Source organism: Reyranella aquatilis (genome assembly GCF_020880995.1).
Lineage (GTDB): Bacteria > Pseudomonadota > Alphaproteobacteria > Reyranellales > Reyranellaceae > Reyranella > Reyranella aquatilis.
Genome location: NZ_JAJISD010000010.1, coordinates 80,127 through 102,257 on the forward strand (window position 1 = coordinate 80,127; position 22,131 = coordinate 102,257).

Annotated in this window: 20 protein-coding genes; 13 read left to right on the forward strand and 7 right to left on the reverse strand. The window is 67.7% G+C overall.

The features are described 5' to 3' along the window. Positions 1 to 27: 27 nt before the first annotated feature. Complete coding sequence (locus LJ725_RS21295; protein ID WP_230552868.1) at positions 28 to 513, forward strand: low molecular weight protein-tyrosine-phosphatase; 486 nt, start codon at positions 28 to 30, stop codon at positions 511 to 513. On the opposite strand, the gene LJ725_RS21300 is transcribed toward LJ725_RS21295, so the two are convergent. Then, on the reverse strand, positions 497 to 2,647 hold the full coding sequence (locus tag LJ725_RS21300; RefSeq protein ID WP_230552869.1) for a N,N-dimethylformamidase beta subunit family domain-containing protein: 2,151 nt from the start codon (positions 2,645 to 2,647) through the stop codon (positions 497 to 499). The genes LJ725_RS21295 and LJ725_RS21300 overlap by 17 nt on opposite strands. Before the next feature lie 54 nt (positions 2,648 to 2,701). Here LJ725_RS21300 and LJ725_RS21305 point away from each other — a divergent pair, with 54 nt between their 5' ends. Together LJ725_RS21305 and LJ725_RS21310 are read left to right on the forward strand one after the other, a co-directional pair. Next, on the forward strand, positions 2,702 to 3,724 hold the full coding sequence (locus tag LJ725_RS21305) for a Bug family tripartite tricarboxylate transporter substrate binding protein (protein ID WP_230552871.1): 1,023 nt from the start codon (positions 2,702 to 2,704) through the stop codon (positions 3,722 to 3,724). After that, entirely contained in the window at positions 3,721 to 4,764 is a 1,044-nt protein-coding gene (locus LJ725_RS21310) for a phosphotriesterase family protein (RefSeq protein ID WP_230552873.1), read from the forward strand. The genes LJ725_RS21305 and LJ725_RS21310 overlap by 4 nt, the downstream gene beginning before the upstream one ends. Positions 4,765 to 4,845: 81 nt before the next feature. Here LJ725_RS21310 and thpR read toward each other — a convergent pair whose 3' ends face one another. Further along, on the reverse strand, positions 4,846 to 5,391 hold the full coding sequence (thpR, locus tag LJ725_RS21315) for an RNA 2',3'-cyclic phosphodiesterase (protein WP_230552875.1): 546 nt from the start codon (positions 5,389 to 5,391) through the stop codon (positions 4,846 to 4,848). Continuing rightward, on the reverse strand, positions 5,357 to 6,076 hold the full coding sequence (locus LJ725_RS21320; protein ID WP_230552877.1) for an arylesterase: 720 nt from the start codon (positions 6,074 to 6,076) through the stop codon (positions 5,357 to 5,359). The genes thpR and LJ725_RS21320 overlap by 35 nt, the downstream gene beginning before the upstream one ends. A gap of 72 nt (positions 6,077 to 6,148) precedes the next feature. Here LJ725_RS21320 and LJ725_RS21325 point away from each other — a divergent pair, with 72 nt between their 5' ends. The 5 genes from LJ725_RS21325 (at position 6,149) to LJ725_RS21345 (ending at position 12,020) form a co-directional block, all read left to right on the forward strand. Then, positions 6,149 to 6,808 carry an ABC transporter ATP-binding protein gene (locus LJ725_RS21325; protein WP_230553107.1) on the forward strand — a complete coding sequence of 220 codons (660 nt, stop codon included), beginning with the start codon at positions 6,149 to 6,151 and terminating at the stop codon, positions 6,806 to 6,808. Positions 6,809 to 6,818: 10 nt separating this feature from the next. Continuing rightward, positions 6,819 to 9,338 carry an ABC transporter permease gene (locus tag LJ725_RS21330; RefSeq protein ID WP_230552879.1) on the forward strand — a complete coding sequence of 840 codons (2,520 nt, stop codon included), beginning with the start codon at positions 6,819 to 6,821 and terminating at the stop codon, positions 9,336 to 9,338. 137 nt (positions 9,339 to 9,475) lie between these two features. Beyond that, on the forward strand, positions 9,476 to 10,225 hold the full coding sequence (locus tag LJ725_RS21335; RefSeq protein ID WP_230552881.1) for a Bax inhibitor-1/YccA family protein: 750 nt from the start codon (positions 9,476 to 9,478) through the stop codon (positions 10,223 to 10,225). Positions 10,226 to 10,298: 73 nt separating this feature from the next. Beyond that, positions 10,299 to 11,477, forward strand: a complete 1,179-nt coding sequence (gene nhaA / locus LJ725_RS21340; protein WP_230552882.1) for a Na+/H+ antiporter NhaA — start codon at positions 10,299 to 10,301, stop codon at positions 11,475 to 11,477. A gap of 36 nt (positions 11,478 to 11,513) precedes the next feature. Further along, entirely contained in the window at positions 11,514 to 12,020 is a 507-nt protein-coding gene (locus LJ725_RS21345) for a winged helix-turn-helix transcriptional regulator (RefSeq protein ID WP_230552883.1), read from the forward strand. 48 nt (positions 12,021 to 12,068) lie between these two features. Here the strand turns inward: LJ725_RS21345 and LJ725_RS21350 are convergent, their stop codons facing one another. Next, positions 12,069 to 12,257, reverse strand: a complete 189-nt coding sequence (locus LJ725_RS21350; RefSeq protein WP_230552884.1) for a DUF4169 family protein — start codon at positions 12,255 to 12,257, stop codon at positions 12,069 to 12,071. A gap of 81 nt (positions 12,258 to 12,338) precedes the next feature. Between LJ725_RS21350 and LJ725_RS21355 the strand changes: the two genes are divergently transcribed. Both LJ725_RS21355 and LJ725_RS21360 read left to right on the forward strand, forming a co-directional pair. Then, complete coding sequence (locus tag LJ725_RS21355; protein WP_230552885.1) at positions 12,339 to 15,572, forward strand: AsmA family protein; 3,234 nt, start codon at positions 12,339 to 12,341, stop codon at positions 15,570 to 15,572. Between the two features lie 9 nt (positions 15,573 to 15,581). After that, entirely contained in the window at positions 15,582 to 16,412 is an 831-nt protein-coding gene (locus LJ725_RS21360; protein ID WP_230552886.1) for a nitroreductase family protein, read from the forward strand. Here the strand turns inward: LJ725_RS21360 and LJ725_RS21365 are convergent. Beyond that, positions 16,399 to 16,623 carry a ribbon-helix-helix domain-containing protein gene (locus tag LJ725_RS21365; protein WP_230552887.1) on the reverse strand — a complete coding sequence of 75 codons (225 nt, stop codon included), beginning with the start codon at positions 16,621 to 16,623 and terminating at the stop codon, positions 16,399 to 16,401. The two genes, LJ725_RS21360 and LJ725_RS21365, sit on opposite strands and share 14 nt — an antisense overlap. Positions 16,624 to 16,739: 116 nt before the next feature. Here LJ725_RS21365 and typA point away from each other — a divergent pair, with 116 nt between their 5' ends. Together typA and LJ725_RS21375 are read left to right on the forward strand one after the other, a co-directional pair. Then, positions 16,740 to 18,569: a translational GTPase TypA gene (gene typA, locus LJ725_RS21370; RefSeq protein ID WP_230552889.1), complete on the forward strand. Its 1,830-nt coding sequence runs from the start codon at positions 16,740 to 16,742 to the stop codon at positions 18,567 to 18,569. Between the two features lie 11 nt (positions 18,570 to 18,580). Next, positions 18,581 to 18,982, forward strand: a complete 402-nt coding sequence (locus LJ725_RS21375) for a DUF6481 family protein (protein ID WP_230552891.1) — start codon at positions 18,581 to 18,583, stop codon at positions 18,980 to 18,982. Between the two features lie 100 nt (positions 18,983 to 19,082). On the opposite strand, the gene LJ725_RS21380 is transcribed toward LJ725_RS21375, so the two are convergent. Then, the gene (locus LJ725_RS21380) at positions 19,083 to 19,763 is read right to left on the reverse strand and encodes a VOC family protein (protein ID WP_230552893.1); all 681 of its coding nucleotides are present in this window, start codon (positions 19,761 to 19,763) and stop codon (positions 19,083 to 19,085) included. A gap of 168 nt (positions 19,764 to 19,931) precedes the next feature. On the opposite strand from LJ725_RS21380, the gene LJ725_RS21385 reads away from it, so the two are divergent. Beyond that, positions 19,932 to 20,450, forward strand: a complete 519-nt coding sequence (locus tag LJ725_RS21385) for an SH3 domain-containing protein (RefSeq protein WP_230552895.1) — start codon at positions 19,932 to 19,934, stop codon at positions 20,448 to 20,450. Between the two features lie 43 nt (positions 20,451 to 20,493). On the opposite strand, the gene LJ725_RS21390 is transcribed toward LJ725_RS21385, so the two are convergent. Continuing rightward, positions 20,494 to 22,110 carry a fumarate hydratase gene (locus LJ725_RS21390; RefSeq protein WP_230552897.1) on the reverse strand — a complete coding sequence of 539 codons (1,617 nt, stop codon included), beginning with the start codon at positions 22,108 to 22,110 and terminating at the stop codon, positions 20,494 to 20,496. Positions 22,111 to 22,131: the final 21 nt, after the last annotated feature.

The window sequence follows — 22,131 nt, forward strand, 5'->3', positions numbered from 1 at the left end:
TCTAGCGCCGTGCTAGGGTGCACGACCATGACCATCGGCATCCTGTTCGTCTGCACTGCAAATCTCTGCCGTTCCCCCACGGCCGAGGGCGTATTCCGGTCGCTCGCCACCAAGGCGGGCCTCGCCGAGGCTTTCGAAATCGATTCGGCCGGTACCGGCGCCAGCCATGTCGGGCAGCCGCCCACGCCGGCGGCGATCGACGTGGCCGCCGCGCGCGGCTACGACATCAGCGGCATCCGCGCCCGTCAGATCACGGGCGGGGACATCGAGCACTTCGACTATGTCCTGGGCATGACCCGCGGGCACCTGGCAGAGATGCGCTGGCTGGCGCCGCGCGATCTCGCCGACAAGCCGCAGCTCCTCATGAACTATGCCCCGCCGCTCGGCATCCTCGACATCCCGGACCCGTTCGGCGGCACGACGGACGACTATGAGCGCGCCATCGGCATGATCGAGTCCGCCACGCGTGGTCTGCTGGCCCGCCTGACCCCCCAGGTCAAAAGGGCCATTTGAGGCGGAGCTCGCCGAAGCGGTTCAGCACGTTGAAGGTAAGCCGCGACACGTCGTTGTCGAACTTGTTGTGGGGCAGGCTGCCGCAGTAGGTGATCGAGCCCACCGAGAAGACCGCGCCGCCCTTCGGCTTCTCGATATAGGTCATGTCGGCCCGGATGAGCTGCTCCAGCGTCTGGCCGGGAATGGTCGTCGTGAATCCCAGCCGCTCCTCGTGCACGACGACGAAGTTCCGGCGGTCGTGGCCTTCCGACGAGGCCAGCACCACGGCATTGAGCGGACTGCCCAGCCGGTGGTCGAGCCGGTCGAGTTCGAAACCCGCCGCGCCGCCACCCGAAAAGCCGTAACCGCCGAACAACTCGTCCTTCACGCCCTCAAAGATCCAGGCATGGGTATTGTCGCGCGCCGCCGGCGACTGACGGTAGGAATCGCCCACGAACGTGCCCTGGCTCGAGAAGCCGATGCCGCACAGGAGATTGGGCGCGCGGTCGGAGCGCCGCCACAGGCCGCCATAGGCGCCGTCGAACGCGTGATAGTATTCGCCGGGCTCGGCGGCCCAGGTGCGGATGCCGCCCTCGGTGCGGCGAACCTCGATGGCGCCCGGCACCTTCGGCGACAGGGCCACGCGCCAGTAGAAGCCGTTGCCGCCGAGATACATCAGCCGCCCCCCGGTTTCAGTATAGGCCTGCAGCGCGTCGAGCGTGCCCTCGGTGTGATATTCCGGGTGCGATCCCGTCAGGACGACCTTGTAGGACGAGAGCAGTTCGACGCCCTTCTCGTCGAGGTCGTGGTCGGTGATGACGTCGAACGGCACATTCATGCGATCGAGCCAGCCGGTGAGATGCGTGTCGGCCGGCAGGTGGCGCAGGCCGGAGCCGGCCTCGTCGTTGAAGCTCAGGAAGTTCGGCCGCCAGGTGAGGAGTGGTCGCAGGCGCGACGAATAGGCGACGCCGGATCCGTCGCGATGGTGGTTGTAGGTCGAGAGTCCGTAGTCGCGGTGCTCGTCGGGATTGTGCGGGTAGGCCTTCCAGTCGGAGACGCGCTTGCGGAAGGCGTCGTCGTACATGCCGCGCGAGAAGTTGGAATAGACCTGATAGGTGAAGGTCGCGGCGAGGTAGCAGACCTTGGCCTGCGGCTTGCCGACCTGCGGGCGCACGACGAAGGGGATGACGTCGCGCTGCGTGCCGCAGGTGAGCTGCATGCCGTAGATGCCGCTCTTCATGTCCTTCGGAACCGTGAAGCTGAAATCGTCGAGCCAGCCGCAATCGTGCAGGTCGTCGTCATGGAAATGGATCGCCGCATAGTGATGCGGCGCGCGGCGCCAGTCGCGTTCCGCGCCGGTCCAGGCCGAGCCCTTCATGGCGCGCGTCGGCAGGTTGAGCAGTCGGCCGTGCAGGCCATTGGGGCCTGTATCCTCGATCTCCATAGAATCCATGTGACGCGTGAAGTCCCAGGCAGCGAAGCCCTGCACGCGCGGCGCCTCGATCTTGCCGTTGAAGCAGCGCCGTGCGGGCCGGTCCGTGGCCGCCTCGGCGGCGATCAGCACAGGGGAGGCGGAGTCGAGATCCAGGCCCGTGGCCTTGCCGCTGGCTTCGCCCTCGTCGTCGGTGCCGAAGGCGCGGACCAGCGGTTGCTGGCCGACGCGCAGCGTTCCGGTCTCCGGATCGGCGCTGGCCCAGACGCGGTACCAGATGCGTCCGCGCAGCTTCTTCCCGACCACGACCCGATCCTTGCCGGTCTCGAACGCCATGCCCTCCGGCGTGAGAACGAGGGCGAAGCCCGCCCCGCTGGCCGGATCGCGGCGCGAGATCACGGTCTGCGGCCCGTCCTCGGGCAGCGTGGGCCAGATCAATGCCTCGACATGGAGCGAGGCCGGCAAACGTGCGTCCCTGGCCGCCTCGACCAGGCCGTAGGAGCCGGGCCAGGCATGCTGGACGCGGGAGGCAAAGCGGCCGTCGAAGAGGTCCGAAAGGTCCTCGAGCTTGGGCGGCGGGCCGTCTGGATTGGGATCGCCGCGCACGATGCGCACGAGCATCGCGTGATAAGGCGTGGGGCCGGCGCTCGAAACCTTGAAAGCGATCGTCTCGCCGCTCCGTACCGAGATGCGATCCGAGTAGCCAATCAATCCTGCGGTCACATTTATCTCCCAATTGCCGGGCGATATAGTCGCCTGAAATCAGGGAGCTTTGCTATGTCCAAGACGAACAAGACAACCTCCGGGAAGATGATAGGGCGCCGTACGCTCATTGCGGGTGCCGCCCTTGCGCCGCTCGCGGCGCCGATGCTGGCCCGACACGGCTGGGCGCAGTCGACCTATCCCAACAAGCAGGTGCGCGTGGTCGTGCCCTTCGCGCCGGCCGGCACCACCGATCTGCTGGGCCGCATCGCCGCGGCGCATCTCCAGGAGGTCTGGGGACAGACCTTTGTGGTCGACAACAAGAGCGGCGCCGGCGGCAACGTGGGTGCGGAGATCGTCGCCAAGGCGCCCGCCGACGGTTACACGCTGCTGCTGGGCACGGTGGGCACGGCCGTCACCAACCAGTTCCTCTACAAGAGCATGCCCTACGACAGCGTGAAGAGCTTCGCGCCGGTCGCGCTGTTCGGCGAAGTCGCCAACGTGCTCGCGGTGCATCCCGACATGCCGGTGAAGACGGCCAAGGAGTATGTCGAGTATTGCAAGAAGCAGGGTCCCAACAAGGTGAGCTTCGGCTCGCCGGCGGTCGGCGGCACCGGCCATCTCGCCATGGAGTATTTCCAGTCGCTAGCCGGCTTCAAGGTCGAGCATGTCGTCTATCGCGGCAGCTCGCTGGTGCTGAAGGATCTGCTCGCGAACCACATTCCCAGCACCATGGACAATCTCCCGCCCTACCTGCCGCACATCCAGTCCGGCGCGCTCAGGGCGCTGGGCGTCAGCTCGGGCAAGCGCTGGTTCTCGCTGCCGGACGTGCCGACGATCGCCGAGCAGGGCTATCCCGGCTTCGACGCGGCGCCGTGGTGGTACGTCGCCGCGCCGGCCGGCACGCCGCCGGAGATCGTGAAGAAGCTCTCTGATGAGCTGGTGAAGGCCTCCAAGTCGCCCGACGTGATCAAGAAGATCCGCGACGCCGGCGCGGCCGAGCTCGGCGGCTCCTCGGAAGACCTCGCCAAGCACATGCAGAGCGAATACGTGAAGTGGAAGAGGGTCGTCGAGGCCGCCAAGCTGGAGCCGCAATGAGCCGGCCTGAACTGAAGGGAAAGATCCAGACCGTTCTCGGGCCGATCGAGCCCGAGAGACTGGGCCGTACGCTGATGCACGAACACGTGCTCTGCGACATCCGCCCGCCCGGCACGCGCTCCGACAACGATCTCGGTCCCGAGATCACCCTGGAGAACGTCTGGCAGATCAACTACGGCCGCGGCATCAAGCGTGCCGGCCGCAAGTACATGCTCGACCTCGAGGATATCGCCACCCGCGAAGTGGCGATGATGAAGCACGAGGGCGGCGACGCCATCGTCGAGCTGTCCTGCGGCGGCCTCTCGCCCGACCCGAACGGGCTACGCCGCATCGCCGCCGGGACGGGCGTGCATCTCGTGATGGGCTGCGGCTACTACGTCAACGACTACCAGGATCCGAGGAACCACGATCGGACGGTGGAGGATTTCGCCGCCGAAATGATCGGCCAGATCCACGACGGGGCGTGGGGCACCGACGTCTGCGCCGGCATGATCGGCGAGATCGGCTGCCAGGCGCCATGGACCGACACCGAAAAGCGCGTGATGCGGGGGGCGTTCATCGCCGCCACCGAGACCGGCGCGTCGATCAACGTCCATCCCGGCCGCGATCCCGACCAGCCGCAGGAGATTGCCGACTTCGCCATGGCCGCCGGCTTCCCGACCGAGCGCATCGTCATCAGCCACATCGACCGCACCATCTTCGACGAGCCGCGCCTGCTGAAGCTGGCCGATTCGGGCGTGACGGTGGAGTTCGACCTGTTCGGCCAGGAATCGAGCTACTACGGCCTCTCCGACATCGACATGCCCAACGACGCGACGCGGCTCCGGCTGATCCGCGCGCTGATCGAGGCCGGCCATCTCGAGCGCGTCGTGATCAGCCACGACATCTGCTACCGCACCCGCCTCGCGAGCTTCGGCGGCCACGGCTATGGCCACATCTTCCGCAACGTCGTGCCGATGATGAAGAAGCGCGGTTACAGCGAGGCCGAGATCGACGCGATCCTGGTGGGCAATCCGCGGCGGTTGCTGACGTTCGTGTGACGTCAGTTGAAGAAGAAAATTCCGTCGTCTCGACCGCAGCGCTGCAGGCGCGTGGTGGAGACGACGCAACCCCCTCCTGGACTAAAACGTCAACGGATACTCGGCCTCGGCCGTGTAGATCGGGCCACTACGGCCGGAGCGACTTGAATAGAGCGTGAAATGCTCGGCCACCCACGGCTCCAGCCGGAAGGTGCCGTGGCTCGCCATGAACTGCGCGAAGTGGTGGCCCGTCTCGGCGCCTACCGGGAAGCGGGCCAGGGTGACGTGCGGCCGGTACTTGCGGCGTTCGACCTCGATGCCGCAGTTGCGCGCGACCGCCGTCACCTTCTGCTGCAGCCAGTCGAGCCGGTCGCTGCGTTCGACCAGAGCGACCAGGGCGCGCGGCTGCTTGCCGCTGCTGAACTGCTCGACGCCGGCGATCGTCACGGAGAAGGGCGGGCCGGCGATGTCGGCCAGTTCCTCCTCGAAGTCGCGCATCGTGCCGCCCTGCACCTCGCCCGCGAAGCACAGAGTCACGTGCAGGTTCTCCTGCGGCACCCAGCGTGCGTCGGGAACGCCGGACTGCAGAGCCGACAATGCGTCGGCGATTTCGTCAGGGACGGGCAGGGCGACGAACAGACGCGGCATCGTCGAGGTTCTTCGTCACGAAGGGCAGGATGCGCTCGACAATGACGTCGACGCCCTTTGCGTTTGGATGAATGCCGTCAGGCTGGTTGAGCGCGGGGTCCTGCGCCACCCCGTCGAGGAAGAAGGGATAGAGCGGCACGCCGTGCTTGTCGGCCAGCGTCTTGAAGAGGCCGTCGAACTGCTTGACGTATTCCGGACCGAAGTTGCGCGGGGCCAGCATGCCGACCAGCCAGACGGTGGCGCCCGCTTCCTTCAGCTTGCCGATGATGGCGTCGAGATTCTTCTCCGTGCTGGCCGGATCGAGGGCGCGCAGCATGTCGTTGCCGCCCAGTTCGACCATCACGATGTCGGGCTTGTCGCCCATCATCCAGTCGATGCGCTCCAGCCCGCCCGCCGTGGTGTCGCCCGAGACGCCGTGATTGATGACGGTGACGTTGCGGCCCTTCTCCTTGAGCGCCGCCTGAAGGCGTGTCGGAAAAGCCTGCGCCGGGGCGAGGCCATAGCCCGCGGCCAGGCTGTCCCCCAGGATCGCGAGTTTCACCGGCTCGGACGCCGTTTGCCCGGATTGTGCATGGGCCGTCGCGATGCCCGTCGCGACCGCCACGCAGAGGACAAGAGCCAGGATGGCCGCGATCCGTGAATTGACCGCCGCCGTAAAACCACCATATCGAGTTTGCAGTTTCATTCCTTGCCTGTCCCAGGAGCCCGCTTGGCCGAGCCGCTTCCCATCGTTCGCTTGACCGACGTGCATCTCGACATGGCGAGTGACGCCGGCACGGTCAATATCCTGCGTGGCATCACCCTCGACATCCCGGCCGGCGAGATTGCGGCGGTGGTGGGGCCTTCGGGTGCCGGCAAGTCCAGCCTGATGATGGTGGCCGGCGGGCTGGAGCGCGCCACTTCCGGCCGGGTCGAGGTCGTGGGCAGGGACATGGGCCCGATGAACGACGACGACCGGGCCCGGCTGCGGCGCGACCATATCGGCATCGTCTTCCAGGGATTCCATCTCATTCCGACCATGACGGCGCACGAGAACGTGGCGCTGCCGCTGGAGTTCGCCGGACGCTCCGACGCGTTCGACCTTGCCGAAGCCGCGCTGAAGCGCGTCGGCCTCGGCCATCGCATCGGTCACTATCCGGCGCAGCTTTCGGGCGGCGAGCAGCAGCGTGTCGCCGTCGCCCGCGCCTTCGTCGGGCGGCCGAAACTCATGCTGGCCGACGAGCCGACCGGCAATCTCGACGGCGCCACCGGCCGGCAGGTGATGGATCTGCTGTTCGAGGTCGCACGCGCCGACAATACGACGCTGATCCTGATCACGCACGACATGGGCCTGGCCGAACGCTGCGACCGCGTGCTGCGCATCGCCGACGGCCTGCTGGTCGCCGACGATCGCCTGCGCGCGCTCGCCGCGCAGTGACGGTCTCGCGATGAACCTTGCCTTCCGCCTCGCCCGGCGCGAGATGCGCAGCGGCCTCGGCGGGTTCCGCCTGTTCATCGCCTGCCTGGCGCTGGGCGTCGGGGCGATCGCGGCGATCCTCTCGTTCAGCCGCGCCGTCGAAGAGGGGTTGCGCGCCGACGCCCGCGAGATCCTGGGCGGCGACGTGGCGATCTCGCTGCTCTATCGCGAGGCGACGCCGGAGCAGATGGCCTTCATGCGCGAGCAGGGCCAGATGGTCCGCTGGCTCGACAGCCGCGCCATGGCGCGGCCCACCAAGGCCGACGGCCGGCCGACGCTGGTCCAGCTCAAGGCGGTCGAACCGGCCTATCCGCTCTACGGCAAGGTCGAGATGGCCGATGGCGGCACGCTCGCCAACGCGATGGGCAGGCGCGACGGCATCTGGGGCGCCGCGGTCGAGGAATCCGCGCTGCGCCGCATGAACATGGCGCCGGGTGACATGCTGCGGATCGGCGACGTGGCCGTCGAGGTGCGCGGCATCATCGCCCGCGAGCCCGACCGTGGCCTCAATGCCTTCGCCAGCCTCGGTCCGCGGCTGATGATCCCGCTGGATGCCGCCGTCGAATCGGGGCTGGTACAGCCCGGTAGCCTGCTCAACTGGGAGTACCGCCTGCGCCTGCCGCCGGGCCGGTCCGACCGCGCCGTCATCGACGCTCTTAAGGCGCGCTTTCCCGACGCCGGCTGGCGGCTGCGCGGCCTCGACGATGCCGGCGGCGGCATCCGTTTCTGGCTCGATCGCCTGACGCAGTTCATCGGCCTGATCGGTCTCGCCTCGCTGCTGGTCGGCGGCGTTGGCGTGGGCAATGCCGTGTCGAGCTTCCTCGCCGCGCGACTGCGGACCATCGCCACCCTGAAATGCATGGGCGCGCCGGAGCGGCTGGTCTTCGCCACCTACTTCATCCAGCTCGCCGCCCTGACGGCGCTGGGCGTCGGGATCGGCCTCGTGATCGGCGCGGTGCTGCCGTTCGTGGCCCAGTCGCTGATCGCAGACGTGCTGCCGGTGCGCGCCCGCGTGGCGCTCTATGCCGGGCCGCTGGCGACGGCGGCGGGATTCGGCCTGCTGGTCTCGCTGCTCTTTGCGCTGGTACCCTTGATGCGCGCCCGCAGCGTGTCGGCTGCGACGCTGATGCGCGGTGCCGTCGTCCATCAGGGCGGACGGCTGGCCTGGCGCGACGCGCTGGTGATCGCCGTCGCGGCCATGGCGCTTGCGGCCTTCACCATCTTCACCGCCGACAGCCGCCGCATCGCGGCCTATTTCGTGCTGGGCTCGGTCGGCGCCTTCATCGCCTTCCCGCTGCTGGCACGGCTGCTGATGCTGGGGGCGGCGTGGGTCGGCAAGCCGAAGTTCGCGGCGCTGCGCCTGGCGCTGGCCAACCTGCATCGGCCGGGGGCGCCGACGCCCATCGTCATGCTCTCGCTGGGGCTCGGTCTCACCGTGCTGGTGGCCACGGCCCTCATCGAAGGCAATCTGCGCGAGCAGCTGACCAAGCGCATTCCGGGCGATGCCCCGGCTTTCTTCTTCGTCGACATCCAGTCGAGCCAGATGCCGGCCTTCGAAAAGGCGATCGCCGCGATTCCGGGAGCCGGGACCCTCGACAAGGTGCCGTCGCTGCGCGGCCGCATCGTCAAGATCGGCGGCAAGCCGGTGAGCGAGATCGCCGTGCCGTCCGACGCGCGCTGGGCGGTCGAGGGCGACCGCGGCGTGACCTATTCGGCGACGCCCCCCGAAGGGTCAAGGATCGTGGAGGGCGAATGGTGGCCGCGGGACTATCGCGGTCCGCAGCTCATCTCGTTCGACGAAAACCTGGCCAAGCAGTTCGGGCTGGGATTGGGCGATACGATCACGGTGAACATCCTCGGTCGCGACATCGAGGCCAAGATCGCCTCGCTGCGGCGCATCGTGTGGACGACGCTGTCCATCAACTTCGTCTTCGTCTATTCGCCCGGCACCCTCGACAAGGCGCCGCATACCTTCCTCGCCACGGTGAAGGCGACGCCGGAGGCCGAGGAGGCGATCTTCAAGGCGGTCACCGACCAGTTCCCCAACGTGACCGTGGTGCGGATCCGCGACGCCATCGAGACGGCCGCCGGGGTTCTGGGCAATATCGGCCTGGCCAGCCGGGTCATCGGCTTCCTCAGTATCCTGGCGGGCGTCCTGGTGCTGGCGGGGGCGATGCTTGCCACCCAGCGCCGGCGCGTTCACGAGGCCGTGGTCATGAAGGTGCTGGGCGCGACCCGGGCGCGCATCGCCGGGACCTTCGCCTGGGAATTCGCCTTTTTGGGCCTCGCCACTGCCGTCGCGGCCCTGGGGGTGGGCACGCTGGCAGCCTACCTGGTGGTCCGCCGCCTGATGAATCTCGAATGGACCTTCCTGCCGACCGTTGCGGTGGCGGTGGCGCTGGGCGCCATGGCACTCACCCTGGCCTTCGGGCTGGCAGGAACTTTGGCGGCATTGAGGCAACGGCCTCTTGCCTTGTTGCGCAACGAGTGAGTTAATCGTTTCCCAACACGGGGCCAAATTGGAATCCCGGCGTGCGTATTGGCTATTGATTCAGTCGCGCTGTAACCCCAGATTATTCGCGAAGGGGCTCGGCAAACAACGAGGCCCCCTTGGAGGCTTGAACCAAAATGGCAAATCCGAACTTCGGCACCTTCAATCGCGCCGGCACAGTCGCCGACCAGGCGTCGTTTGATGTCGGTCTCCGCGCCCACATGGTGCGGGTGTACAACTACATGGCTTCGGGGCTCGCGCTGTCGGGCATCGTGGCATTCGGTCTGTTCAGCTCGCCGGAACTCGCCAGCCTGTTCTTCCAGGTGCAGTCGGGTCGCGTCGTCGGCCTGAACGTGCTGGGCTGGATCGCGATCTTCGCGCCGCTCGGCCTGCTGCTGCTCGTCTCGTTCCGCGCCGCTCAGATGAGCACCGCCGCGGTACAGGCGGTCTACTGGACGGTCACGGCACTGATGGGCGTCAGCCTGTCGCTGCTGCTGTTCCGCTACACCGGTGCCAGCGTCGCGCGCACCTTCTTCGTGACCGCCGCCGCGTTCGGCGCGCTGAGCCTCTACGGCTACACGACGAAGCGTGACCTAACGGCGATGGGCAAGTTCCTGTTCATGGGCGTGATCGGCCTGCTGCTGGCCGGCATCGTCAACATGATCTGGCCGTCGGGCACGATGAGCTTCATCATCTCGGCCGCTGGCGTGCTGATCTTCTCGGGCCTGATCGCCTACGACACCCAGAAGATCAAGGAACAGTATTCCGAGGCCTGGGGCACGGACATGATCGAGAAGGTCGCCGTGTTCGGCGCCCTCAGCCTGTACCTGGACTTCGTGAACCTGTTCCAGTTCCTGATGAGCTTCATGGGCCAGTCGCGCGACTAGCCCGACCGGACCGACCGTTAAGGAACGCCCGGGTCGCAAGACCCGGGCGTTCTGCTTTTGAGGGAGATCGGAAGTGGCAGCTCATCCGCCGACCAATCGCTTCAAGGCCTTCATCGACAGCGAGGCCGCCTCCGCCCTGCCCCTGCTCGCGGCCGCCATCCTGGCCCTGGTGCTCGCCAATTCGCCGCTGCGCGAGGCCGTGCAGGCGCTGCTGGGAACCAAGGTCGGGTACGAGCTTCAGGGGTTCGGCGTCTACAAGCCGCTGCTGCTGTGGATCAACGACGGGCTGATGGCGGTCTTCTTCCTGCTGGTCGGGCTGGAGATCAAGCGCGAGGTCGTGGAGGGCGAACTCTCGCGGCCCTCTCAGGTGGCCCTTCCGATCGCCGGCGCGGTCGGCGGAATGGTCGTGCCGGCGGCGATCTATGCCGCCCTGAACTGGTCCGATCCGGTGGCGCTCCGCGGCTGGGCGATCCCCGCGGCGACCGATATCGCCTTCTCCCTGGGCGTATTGGCGGCGCTCGGCAGCCGGGTGCCGCTGGCCCTCAAGGTGTTCCTGACCACGCTGGCGATCGTCGATGACCTCGGCGCCATCCTGGTGATCGCGGTGTTCTACACCAGCGATCTGTCGATGCTGTCGATCGTGGCGGCCGCCTTCTGCCTGCTCGTTCTGGCGGGGCTCAATCGTCTCGGCATACGCCGGCTCGCGCCCTATATCCTGATCGGTGCCGTGCTGTGGGTCGCCGTCCTGAAGTCCGGCGTGCACGCGACCCTGGCCGGCGTCGCGCTCGCCATGTTCATCCCGCTGAAGTCGGCCGGCGAGGCCGACGGGGCGCGGCCCGCGATCTGGCTCGAGCACGTCCTCAAGCCCTGGTCGGCCTGGTTCATCATGCCGGTTTTCGCCTTCGCCAACGCGGGCCTGCCCCTCGCGGGCCTGTCCTTGTCGGCGCTGGCCGCGCCCATACCGCTCGGCATCCTGGCGGGACTGTTCATCGGCAAGCAGGTCGGCATCGTGCTGGGCGCCGGCCTGCTGATCGCGCTCGGCCTTGCGTCGATGCCGGCGGGCGGATCGTGGCGCTCGCTGTACGGCGTCTCGATCCTCGGCGGCATCGGTTTCACGATGAGCCTGTTCATCGGCACGCTGGCCTTTCCCGATCCCCAGTTCGAATCGCAGGTTCGACTGGGCGTTCTTGCAGGTTCGCTGCTGTCGGCAATCGTGGGCTATCTGATCCTGAGACTCGGCCCGCGTCCCTAGATTGCGCCGCGCGTTCGTCGCCCTATACTTTCGGTCATGCGGCGGACCTCCTACGAACAGATGAACTGCTCGATCGCCTCGGCGCTCGACGTCGTCGGTGAGCCGTGGACGCTGCTGATCGTGCGCGACGCGTTCTACGGCGTGCGCCGCTTCGACGACTTCCAGGAGAATCTCGGCATCGCGCGCAACGTGCTGACCGCGCGGCTGAAGAAGCTGGTGGAGGCCGGCATCTTCCGCAAGACCGCGTATCGCCAGCGTCCGCTGCGCCACGAGTATCGCCTTACCGAGAAGGGTGCGGCGCTGTTCACGGTGATCGTCGGGCTGAAGCAGTGGGGCGACCGCTTCGGCGCCGCCGCGCGCGGCGGCAAGCCGATGGAGCTGGTCGACCGTGCGGACAACCGGCCGCTCGATCCCGTTCTGATCGATGCGGCGAGCGGTCGTCGGCTGGAACTCACCAACGTGCGCGCCGTGGCGGGGCCCGGCGCGGACCAGGGCACGCGCACCTTTTTCGAACGCCTGGCGATCAACCGAACGGCGCGTTGATCGCCGTCCTTCGCTTCGTTCAGGACGACAAGGGAAGCGTAGCAGCAGTCAGTCTTTCTGCTCCGGCTCCAGCCGCTTGCCGTCGAGCGTGCGTACGGTGCGTTCTGCCGTGTCCCTGTCGGCTTCTTTCTGCGCGCGAGTGCGGCCGAAGCGCCGGCGATTGGCGTCGGCTTCCGCTTCGCGTTCGCGCTTCGCCTTGTCCTTGCGGGCGCGTCGCAGGTTCACGATGTCGGCCATGGATCGTTCCTCGATTTCTCTATGCCGCGCGTGGAGCCGATACGCTAGTGTTGAAGGCGAGCCGGACCGGGGAGGCCTGCCATGACACCAACCACACGCAAGCGTCTCCTGATGGGCGGCGGCGGTTTCGTCGCCTTGCTCCTCGCCGGCCTCATCGCCGCGCCCGCTCTGGTAAACGTCAATTCCTACAAGCCGCTGATCGTCCAGCAGGTCAAGGCGGCGACCGGCCGCGACCTCGTGATCGACGGACCCATCTCGCTCTCGCTGCTGCCCACGCCGACCGTTTCCGTGACGGGCGTTAAGTTCTTCAATGCCGCCGGCTCGAAGAACGCCAACATGGTCGAGGTCAAGTCGGTCACGGTGCAGCCCTCGCTGCTTCCTCTGCTCGTCGGCCGGATCGAGGTGGGCGAGGTGACGCTGGTCGAGCCAAAGATCGTTCTGGAGATCAATGCCCAGGGCAAGCCGAACTGGGAGTTCGCGCCATCGGTCGCGGAAGCGAAGCCCGCCGCCGCCAAGCCCAGCTCGGCACGGCCGCTGTCGCTCGGTCGCCTGACCATCGACAACGGCACGCTGATCTTCAGCGATTCGAAGGCCGGCCTCTCCGTGGTCGGCGAAAAGGCGAACTTCTCGGCGTCGGTGGGGTCGATCGACGGACCCTATACGCTGGCCGGCGGCGCCACGGTGAACGGCGCCCCCCTGAAGATCGACCTCGCGGTCGGCGCGCGCGGCGCCGACGGGCACACGGCCGATGTCTCGCTGGAGGCCGGCGGCGGAAAGCTCGGCTTCAAGGGCAAGCTGAGCGAACTCGGGGCGGCGGCGCGAGTCGTCGGCGTCGCCTCCGTGTCCGCCGAATCGCTCACCACGTTCGTCGGCACGCTGGTGAAACTCGCCGGCCAGCCCGAGCCCATCCTGCCGCCGTTGCTCGCCGGCAAGTTCAGCTTCGACGGCGCCGTCGACCTGTCGCAGGCCGCCGTCTCCGCGCGCGACTTCAAGATGGCGCTCGGACAGGACAGCGGATCCGGTTCGATCGCCGTCACGCTGAAGCCGAGGTCCGCGGTCGAGGGCAAGCTGGTGGTACCGAAGCTCGATCTCGACCGTTGGCTGGCGGCACTGCAGGCGCCTCCGTCCTCGACCGCGCCGGCCGCGGCGGCTGCACCGTCCGGGCCGGCCGCGCCCCAGGCCGCGACTCCTTCGACGGGCGCGAGCGCCCCGGGCGGCAGCCTGTTCGGCGACATCAACGCCAAGCTCGCCTTCGAGATCGGCGAACTGATCTACAACCGGCAGCCGGTCCGCAACGTGGCACTGGAACTCGAGGCCAAGGGCGGCGCCGTCGCGGTGCCGAAGCTCGCCGCGACCCTGCCCGGCGACATGGTGCTGCAGGCGCAGTCCACCCTGACCGGCGACGCCGCGCGGCCCGGAGTCACCGGACAGTTCAGCCTGGTCGGGCCCAAGCTGCGCGAGACGCTGGCCTGGCTCGCCGTCGATGTTTCGTCCGTGCCGCCGTCCAAGCTGCAGAAGCTCAGCCTGCGCGGCCGCATGTCCTCCACCGGCGGCAACGTGCAGGTGAGCGACGCGGTCTTCGAACTCGACGACCTGAAGGGCAGCGGCGGCGTGACGGTGACCTTCAGTGTGCCGTTGTCCATCGTGACCAGCATCAATCTCGATACGCTCGACCTCGATTCCTTCCTGGCGAAGTCGCCATCGGCGCCGCAGGGCGCGGCGCCGTCGCCGGCCGCACCGGCCCGGGCGTCGGGGCCCGCCGCCGTCGGGCCGACGGTGGGACTGAAGGCGAAGGTCGCCCGGCTGATCTACAACAAGGAGACGGTCCAGGGCCTGGATGTCGACGTGGCGCTGCAGGGCAGCACGCTGCGCCTCAACGACATCAAGGTCTCGAATCTCGGAGGCGGGCGCCTCGCGGTGCGCGGCACGATCGCCAACTATTCGGCGCCGACGCCGCGGCCCGACGTCGCGTTCAATTTCGAGGCGCCAGACCTCAGCCGGGTGCTGAAGGTCGCGGGCACCACGGCGCCGTCGGACCTCGGCGCGGTGAGCGCCAGCGGCGGCATCGCGGGCAGCCTCGAGCAGCTCACCCTGCGCGACGTCGCGGTGAGCATGGCGGGCCAGAGCGTCAAGGCGACCGGTACCCTGGCGCTGCCGGGCGCGTCCAAGGGCGCGCCGCAATCGGCAAGCTACAAGGGCAACCTCGTGCTCAACGGCCAGTCGCTCGACGGCTCGATCGACGCCAGGCTGACCGGCCGGACGACCGTCAACGCCGACCTGCGCGCCACCATGCTCGACCTCGAGCGGATCGGCGGCAGCGGCGGGGGAAGCGCGGCGCAGCGGCCCGCGGGCCGCGGGCAGGCGGCCGCGGCCAAGCCGATCGACACCGGGCCCCTGCGCAGCATGGACGGTTCGCTGAAGCTGGCCGCCGGCACCTTGATCAGCGGGCCGATGCGCATCGGCAACGCCGAACTCGCTGCCACGCTCAAGGACGGCATCCTCACGGTGCAGCAGTTCAAGGGCTCGCTGTTCGGCGGCTCGCTGGCCATGGCGGGCACCGTGAACGCCACGCAACCCGCGCTCTCCTTCGATTTCCGCGGCGATGCCACCAACATCTTCCTGGGCCAGATGCTGCGCAGCACCTCGGGCACCAACGAGTTCGGCAGCGCCATCAAGGTGACCGTCGACGGCAAGCTGAACGCCACCGGAATCACGGTGCGCGGCGGCGGCACGACGGCGGACCAGATCCGCGCCTCGATGGCCGGCGGCGCCCAGCTCGGCGGTCATATCTTTATCGGCGCCGACAAGGCGCTGCAGATGCTGGGCTCGATGGCGGCGGGCGCCGCCAGCACGGTGATCGACCAGACGCTGGGCAACATGCTGGGCGCGATCGGCCAGCGCGGCATGTCGCCCACCAGCATGCTGAACGCGATCTCGCTGGTGCTGAACCGCTTCGTGAACCACGACAGCCCGATTTCGGGCCATATCGACATCGCGGGCGGGGTGCTGACCGACCGGGGCCTCGCAGTGCAGGGCAATCGCGCGACGGCACGGATTTCCACGCGCACCAATCTCGTCGCCTCGACCACCGATACGACGGTGAATTTCTACATCGCCGAGGATGGGTCCGCGCCCTATCTGATCACGAGCGCGCGCGGCTCAATGTCCTCGCCGTCGCTCAACGTCTCGCGCGGCACTGCCAAGGACCCCCCGGGCATGATCAGCACCCTGCCGGGCGTCCAGCAGCTCGAGCAGGTGCCGCGGTCCATCATCCCCAACATCCCGATCCCCATCCCCAACATCTTCGGTCGCTGAGGAGTAGCCGTGCTCGATCGTCTCAAGTCCGTCCTGAAGGCGCGGTTCGGTTCCGCGCCGGCGCTGAACGAGGCGCCGCGGGGCGTCGAGGTCCTGGCCGAGATGGCCAACCGGCGCGTGGTGCGCCGCTATTCTGACCGGCCGCTCGATCCCGCGCTGCTCGACACGCTCTGCGCGGTGGCGTTGTCGGCGCCCTCCAAGAGTGACCTGCAGCAGGCCGACATCGTGATCGTCACCGACAAGGCCCAGCGGGAAAAGCTCCAGGCCCTCATTCCGGAGAACCCCTGGGCGGCGGCCGGCCCGGCGCTGCTGGTCTTCTGCGCCAACAATCGCCGCCACCGGCTGCTGTTCGAATGGCGTGGCCGTCCGTTCGTGAACGACCATCTCGACCCGTTCTTCAATGCCGCCGTCGATGCCGGCATCGCGCTCGCCACCTTCATCGCCGCCGCCGACCGCGTCGGCCTCGGGACCTGCCCGATCAGCCAGATCCGCAACCAGGCCGCTCAGGTTTCGGACGTGCTGGGCCTGCCGCAGCATGTTTTTCCGGTTGCCGGGCTCGGCGTGGGCTGGCCGTCCTTCGAGGGGGTGATGAGTCCCCGGCTCGGGCTGGACGTGTCGATTCACCGTGACCGCTACGACGAGACCGGGCTGCGGGAGAAGATCGAGGCCTACGACCGGCGGCGCAACGAGACCCAGCCCTACAAATCCCAGCGGTTCGTGGATAAATTCGGCGAAGACCCCGCCTATGGCTGGTCGGAAGACAAGGCGCGGCAATATTCGGTGCCGGAGCGGGCCGATTTCGGCGCATTCGTGCGCACCAAGGGCTTCAGGCTCGACTGATCGTGCGCCGCTTAAGTTCCTCGAGCACGTAGAGCCGCAGCGCGCTCGACAGGTTTCCGCCGGTGCCGGCCCGGGCATGGTCGATCTGGGCGACCAGGGCGTTCAACGGCAGTCCGCGCTCCCCGGACAGGGTCTGAAGCTCGGCCCAGAAGGCATCTTCCAGCGAGATGCTGGTGCGATGGCCATCGATGGTGACCGACCGTTTGCGCATGGCCGGACTGTGACAGCGGCCCATGGCAGCGGCAAGACGCCTCTCTCCCTGCCTTGCCGCCGTCACAGAGCGTGCGTATAAGCGCGCCCAATCCAACCCCCTCCGGACAAATCATCATGGATATCCGCAACGTCGCGATCATCGCGCACGTCGACCATGGCAAGACCACTCTGGTCGATTGCCTGCTGAAGCAGAGCGGCACTTTCCGCGAGAACCAGCAGGTGGCCGAGCGCGCCATGGACTCGAACGACCTCGAGCGCGAGCGGGGTATCACCATCCTCGCCAAGGCGACCTCGGTGGAATGGCGCGGCACGCGCATCAACATCGTCGACACGCCCGGCCACGCCGATTTCGGCGGCGAGGTCGAGCGCATCCTGTCGATGGTCGACGGCGTGGTGCTGCTGGTCGATGCGGCCGAAGGCCCGCTGCCGCAGACCAAGTTCGTGCTGGGCAAGGCGCTGCGCCTCGGCCTGAAGCCGATCGTGCTGATCAACAAGGTCGATCGCTCGGACGCCCGTGCCCATGAAGTCCACGACGAGGTCTTCGACCTGTTCTCGGCGCTCGAAGCGTCCGACGAGCAGCTCGACTTCCCCACGCTCTTCGCGTCGGCCCGCCAGGGCTGGGCCGCGACCTCGCTGGAGGCCGAGCACACGGACATGACGCCACTCTTCGAGCTGCTGGTGAACCATGTACCGGCGCCGAAGATCGACCCGGATCCCGCCTTCCGCATGCTGGTGACGACGCTCGAGGCCGACAACTTTCTCGGCCGCATCCTGACCGGCCGCATCCTGTCGGGCTCGATCAAGCCCAACACGATGGTCAAGGCGCTGGGCCGCGACGGCAAGGAGCTCGAGCAGACCCGCATCACGCGCATCCTGGCATTCCGTGGTCTCGAGCGCGTGGCGCTTGAATCGGCGGAAGCGGGCGATATCGTCGCCATTGCCGGCATGAAGGTCGCGACCGTGGCCGACACGCTGGGCGACCTCACGATCTCCGAGCCGATCACCTCGCAGCCGATCGATCCGCCGACGCTCGCCATGACCTTCATGGTGAACGACTCGCCGCTGGCCGGCCGCGAGGGCGACAAGGTCACGACCCGGATGATCCGCGCGCGCCTGATGCGCGAGGCCGAGGGCAACGTGGCGATCCGCGTCACCGACACCGAGAACGCCGATTCGTACGAAGTCGCGGGTCGCGGCGAACTGCAGCTTGGCGTGCTGATCGAGACGATGCGCCGCGAGGGCTTCGAGCTCGCGGTCGGCCGCCCGAAGGTGCTGTTCAAGACCGATCCGGTCACCGGCCAGCGGCTGGAGCCGATCGAGGAAGTCGTGATCGACGTTGACGACGCCTATACCGGCGCCGTCGTCGAGCAGATTTCGCTGCGCAAGGGTGAGCTGCAGGACATGCGCCCGTCCGGCGCCGGCAAGACCCGCCTGGTGTTCTACGCCCCGTCGCGCGGCCTGATCGGCTATCACGGCGAGTTCCTGACCGACACGCGCGGCACGGGCGTGATGAATCGCCTGTTCCACGAATACGGTCCCTATCGCGGCCCGATCGCCGGCCGCCGCAACGGCGCGCTGATCGCCAACGAAGAGGGCATCTCGGTCGCCTACGCGATGTGGAAGCTCGAGGATCGCGGCCCGATGTTCATCGAGCCCGGCGTGCCCGTATACATGGGCATGATCATCGGCGAGCACAGCCGCGGCACCGATCTCGAGATCAACGTGCTTAAGGGCAAGCAGCTCACCAACATCCGTGCTGCGGGCAAGGACGAGGCGGTCCGCCTCACGCCCCCGCGCAAGATGTCGCTCGAGCAGGCGATCGCGTATATCGAGGACGACGAACTCGTCGAGATCACCCCGAAATCGATCCGGCTCCGCAAGCGGTTCCTCAATCTCGAGGATCGCAAGCGGGCCAAGAAGCAGGCCGCTGCGGCGGCGGAGTAAAGAAAAGGACCATGAGCGGAAGGAACGTGGATTTCGGCGATCGCCTGGCGACCGCCGCGGCGGCCAAGCAGGCCTTGCTCGAGAAGGCAAAGGCCAAGGCTAACGATCCGGAACTCCTCAAGAAGCAGGCCGAGCGCGCTGCCGTCGCGGCGGCTCGCGAAGCCCGCGAGGCCGAGCGCCGGGAAGCCAGGAGGGCCGAGGAGGCGCGGATCGCGGCCGAGCGTGAGGCTGCCCGGATTGCCGCCGAAGAGGCTGCCGCCGCCGCAGCCGCGGAGGCCGCCGCAGCGGCGGCTGCCGCCGAGGCCGAGCGCCTGGCCCGCCGCAAGGCCAAGCCGGTGCTGACCGAGGCCGAGCAGAAGGCCGCTCGCGACGCCCGTTACGCCGCCCGCAAGGCGCGTAGGAACAAGCGTTAGTTCGCTCGTCTCGCTTCAATCGAAGCGATGACCCCTCCGTCTGCGTAAGGCGCCAACCCCTGCCAATCTGAATGGGGAGGTGCCCCGCAGGGGCGACGGGTCAGAGAGTGCCGCCCGTGAGCGACGCGCGCTGGCTGATTTCGATGTGGTTGCCGTCGGGATCGCAGACGAACGCGTAGCGCACCGTGTCGCCCAGTACGCGCGGTTCGCCGCCCGAGGTGCCGCCGCGTTCGAGGATGCCGGCATACTCGGCGAGACAATCCCACACCTGCACCGTCATGTAGCGATAGCCGGGGCCGCGCCACTGGCCGACCGCGCTCTCGACCTTGCCCTTTTCCGCCACCACGACCAGCGAGTCGCCGCAGCGATAGCGGCCCTCGCCGGCGCGCTCGAACTGCATGGCGTGCGTCCAGAACCGGTCATGGGCGGCCGGATCGTTGACCCTGAGCAGGATCGCGATGCCCTCGACGCCGTTCAGGCCCTTCGGCACCAGCGTCACCTTGTTGCCGTCGGGATCGGCCAGCGCCTGCGGTGCGGTCAGCCCCTCTCGCGCGATTTCCAGGCCGACGATGCCCGAGGGCGGCGCGTCGGGGAGCGGCCCGCGCGAATGGTTCATCTTCAGGATCGAGCCGTTCATGTGGTGGCGGTGCTGCTGCATGCCGCCGCCCAGCTTGCCCATGTGGTCGTAGGGCAGGCCGACGGTCTGTTGCCAGAAGGCGAGCTGGTCGTCGCGGTTGGTCGAGAAGAGGCCGATGTCGAGGTGCTGCTTGGCGAGGTCCATGACCGCCAGTGTAGCGCGTGGCCGGGCCGATCGATCCCGAAACCGCAGGCGATGCGAAACAATTCTTACAAAGCGCGCCACGACGTCGCTGCAACCCGGTCCTACAACGGCGACGGGTGAAGGGGTCGTTGGCTGGGGAGCCGTCGGCCGGAAGTGGGAAGGGCTACGATGATCCGCGCCATGATCGGCACGGTCGCCGTGCTTGCGGGGTTCGCGGTCGTCGAGCGTTCCGTCGACGTCAGCACCGGGCAGGGCGATGCATGCACGCCGACCGATTCCTATACATGGCTCCAGCCGGGCGAGTTCGTGCCGCTGCGCGCCGAGCCGGCCATGGGCGCCCCGGTCGTCGGCCGCGTCCAGGCGCGCGTGTCCGGAACCGATGGGGCGCGGACGATCGTGCGTCTTTCCGGCAGCCAGGGCGGCTGGGCGCGGATCTCGACGGCCGACGGCGAGGCCCAGGGCTGGATGCCGGCCGACCTGCTGATGGTCGATGCGCGGGTGAGCGGTCCGGTCGATGTCCGGAGCCGGCCTGGTGTCATGGGGCCGAAGCTCGCGTCACTCGAAGGCGGCGAGGAAACCTTCCGCGTCCTCGGCTGCCGCGGAGCCTGGCTGCACGTCATCAGCGCCCATACCGGTGATGCCTGGATCGACCGCTGGTGCGCGAAGGAAGAAGGCTGCCGCGGCTGATTTCCTCTCCTCCCCCGTCGAACGGGGGGAGGAAAGGCGGGGTTCAGATCTTCAGGTCGCTGAAGAAATCGTTGCCCTTGTCGTCGGTGATGATGAAGGCCGGGAAGTTCTCGACCTGGATGCGCCAGATCGCTTCCATGCCGAGTTCCGGATATTCCAGCACCTCGACCTTTTTGATGACGTTCTGCGCCAGGATGGCGGCAGGGCCGCCGATCGAGCCGAGATAGAAGCCCTTGTGCTTCTTGCAGGCGTCGACGACCTGCTTGCTGCGGTTGCCCTTGGCCAGCATCACCATCGAGCCGCCGTTGGCCTGGAAGAGATCGACGTAGGAGTCCATGCGGCCGGCCGTGGTCGGGCCGAACGAGCCCGAGGCCATGCCGGTCGGCGTCTTGGCCGGGCCGGCGTAATAGACCGGGAACTGTTTGAAGTAGTCGGGCAGGCCCTCGCCGCGGTCGAGCCGCTCCTTGAGCTTGGCGTGCGCGGAATCGCGGGCCACGATCAGCGTGCCCGTGAGGTTCACGCGGGTCTTCACCGGATGCTTCGTCAGCACCGACAGCGTGTGCGCCATGCCCTTGTCGAGGTCGACCGACACGACGTTGCCCGAGAGTTGCTTGGGTTCGACGTCCGGCATGAACTGCGCCGGGTTGGTCTCGAGTTGTTCGAGGAAGACGCCGTCCTTCGTGATCTTGCCGACGGCCTGGCGGTCGGCCGAGCAGGAGACGCCGATGCCGATCGGCACCGATGCGCCATGGCGGGCGATGCGGATCACGCGCACGTCGTGGCAGAAATACTTGCCGCCGAACTGAGCGCCGATGCCCATCTGGCGGGTGAGCTCCAGCACCTTGTGCTCCATCTCGCGATCGCGGATGGCCACGCCCTTGTTGTTACCCTCGCCGGGCAGATCGTCGAGGTAGCGCGTCGAGGCGAGCTTCACCGTCTTGAGGTTCATCTCCGCCGAGGTGCCGCCGACCACGATGGCCAGGTGGTAGGGCGGGCAGGCCGCGGTGCCCAGCGTGCGGATCTGCGTGTCGAGGAACTTGAGCAGCGAGGCCTCGTTCAGCACGGCCGGAGTCTGCTGGTGCAGGTAGGTCTTGTTGGCCGAGCCGCCGCCCTTGGCGACGAACAGGAATTTGTAGGCGTCGCCGTCGGTCGCGTAGATGTCGATCTGCGCCGGCAGGTTGGTGCCGGTCTGCACTTCCTTGAACATCGACAGCGGCGAGACCTGCGAGTAGCGCAGGTTGGTCTCGGTGTAGGTCTTGTAGACGCCGCGGGCGATCGCTTCCTCGTCGCCGCCGCCGGTCCACACCGCCTGGCCCTTCTTGCCCATGACGATCGCGGTGCCGGTGTCCTGGCACATCGGCAGCACGCCGCCGGCCGAGATGTTGGCGTTCTTCAGCAATTCGAGGGCCACGTAGCGGTCGTTGTCGGACGCCTCGCCGTCGTCGAGGATGTTGCGCAGCTGCTGGAGATGGCCCGGGCGCAGCAGATGGGAAATGTCGTGGAAGGCGGCCGCGGTGAGCGTCGTCAGCGCCTCGGGCTCGACGGTCAGCACGTCGCGGCCGTTGAACTTGGCGGTGCCGACGAAGTCCGAAGTGAGCTTGCGGTAGGACGTCGTGTCCTCGTGGCTCGGGAACATTTCCTGGAACTGGAATTCGGGCATGCGTCTTCTCCTGGCGACCCT

Excerpts from the sequence above, each read along its gene's own strand:
- LJ725_RS21295 (WP_230552868.1), top strand. The coding sequence starts at position 28 with ATGACCATCGGCATCCTGTTCGTCTGCACTGCAAATCTCTGCCGTTCC.
- LJ725_RS21305 (WP_230552871.1), top strand. The coding sequence starts at position 2,702 with ATGTCCAAGACGAACAAGACAACCTCCGGGAAGATGATAGGGCGCCGT.
- LJ725_RS21310 (WP_230552873.1), top strand. The coding sequence starts at position 3,721 with ATGAGCCGGCCTGAACTGAAGGGAAAGATCCAGACCGTTCTCGGGCCG.
- thpR (WP_230552875.1), bottom strand. The coding sequence starts at position 5,391 with ATGCCGCGTCTGTTCGTCGCCCTGCCCGTCCCTGACGAAATCGCCGAC.
- LJ725_RS21320 (WP_230552877.1), bottom strand. The coding sequence starts at position 6,076 with ATGAAACTGCAAACTCGATATGGTGGTTTTACGGCGGCGGTCAATTCA.
- LJ725_RS21325 (WP_230553107.1), top strand. The coding sequence starts at position 6,149 with ATGGCGAGTGACGCCGGCACGGTCAATATCCTGCGTGGCATCACCCTC.
- LJ725_RS21330 (WP_230552879.1), top strand. The coding sequence starts at position 6,819 with ATGAACCTTGCCTTCCGCCTCGCCCGGCGCGAGATGCGCAGCGGCCTC.
- LJ725_RS21335 (WP_230552881.1), top strand. The coding sequence starts at position 9,476 with ATGGCAAATCCGAACTTCGGCACCTTCAATCGCGCCGGCACAGTCGCC.
- LJ725_RS21345 (WP_230552883.1), top strand. The coding sequence starts at position 11,514 with ATGCGGCGGACCTCCTACGAACAGATGAACTGCTCGATCGCCTCGGCG.
- LJ725_RS21350 (WP_230552884.1), bottom strand. The coding sequence starts at position 12,257 with ATGGCCGACATCGTGAACCTGCGACGCGCCCGCAAGGACAAGGCGAAG.
- LJ725_RS21355 (WP_230552885.1), top strand. The coding sequence starts at position 12,339 with ATGACACCAACCACACGCAAGCGTCTCCTGATGGGCGGCGGCGGTTTC.
- LJ725_RS21365 (WP_230552887.1), bottom strand. The coding sequence starts at position 16,623 with ATGCGCAAACGGTCGGTCACCATCGATGGCCATCGCACCAGCATCTCG.
- typA (WP_230552889.1), top strand. The coding sequence starts at position 16,740 with ATGGATATCCGCAACGTCGCGATCATCGCGCACGTCGACCATGGCAAG.
- LJ725_RS21375 (WP_230552891.1), top strand. The coding sequence starts at position 18,581 with ATGAGCGGAAGGAACGTGGATTTCGGCGATCGCCTGGCGACCGCCGCG.
- LJ725_RS21380 (WP_230552893.1), bottom strand. The coding sequence starts at position 19,763 with ATGGACCTCGCCAAGCAGCACCTCGACATCGGCCTCTTCTCGACCAAC.
- LJ725_RS21385 (WP_230552895.1), top strand. The coding sequence starts at position 19,932 with ATGATCCGCGCCATGATCGGCACGGTCGCCGTGCTTGCGGGGTTCGCG.
- LJ725_RS21390 (WP_230552897.1), bottom strand. The coding sequence starts at position 22,110 with ATGCCCGAATTCCAGTTCCAGGAAATGTTCCCGAGCCACGAGGACACG.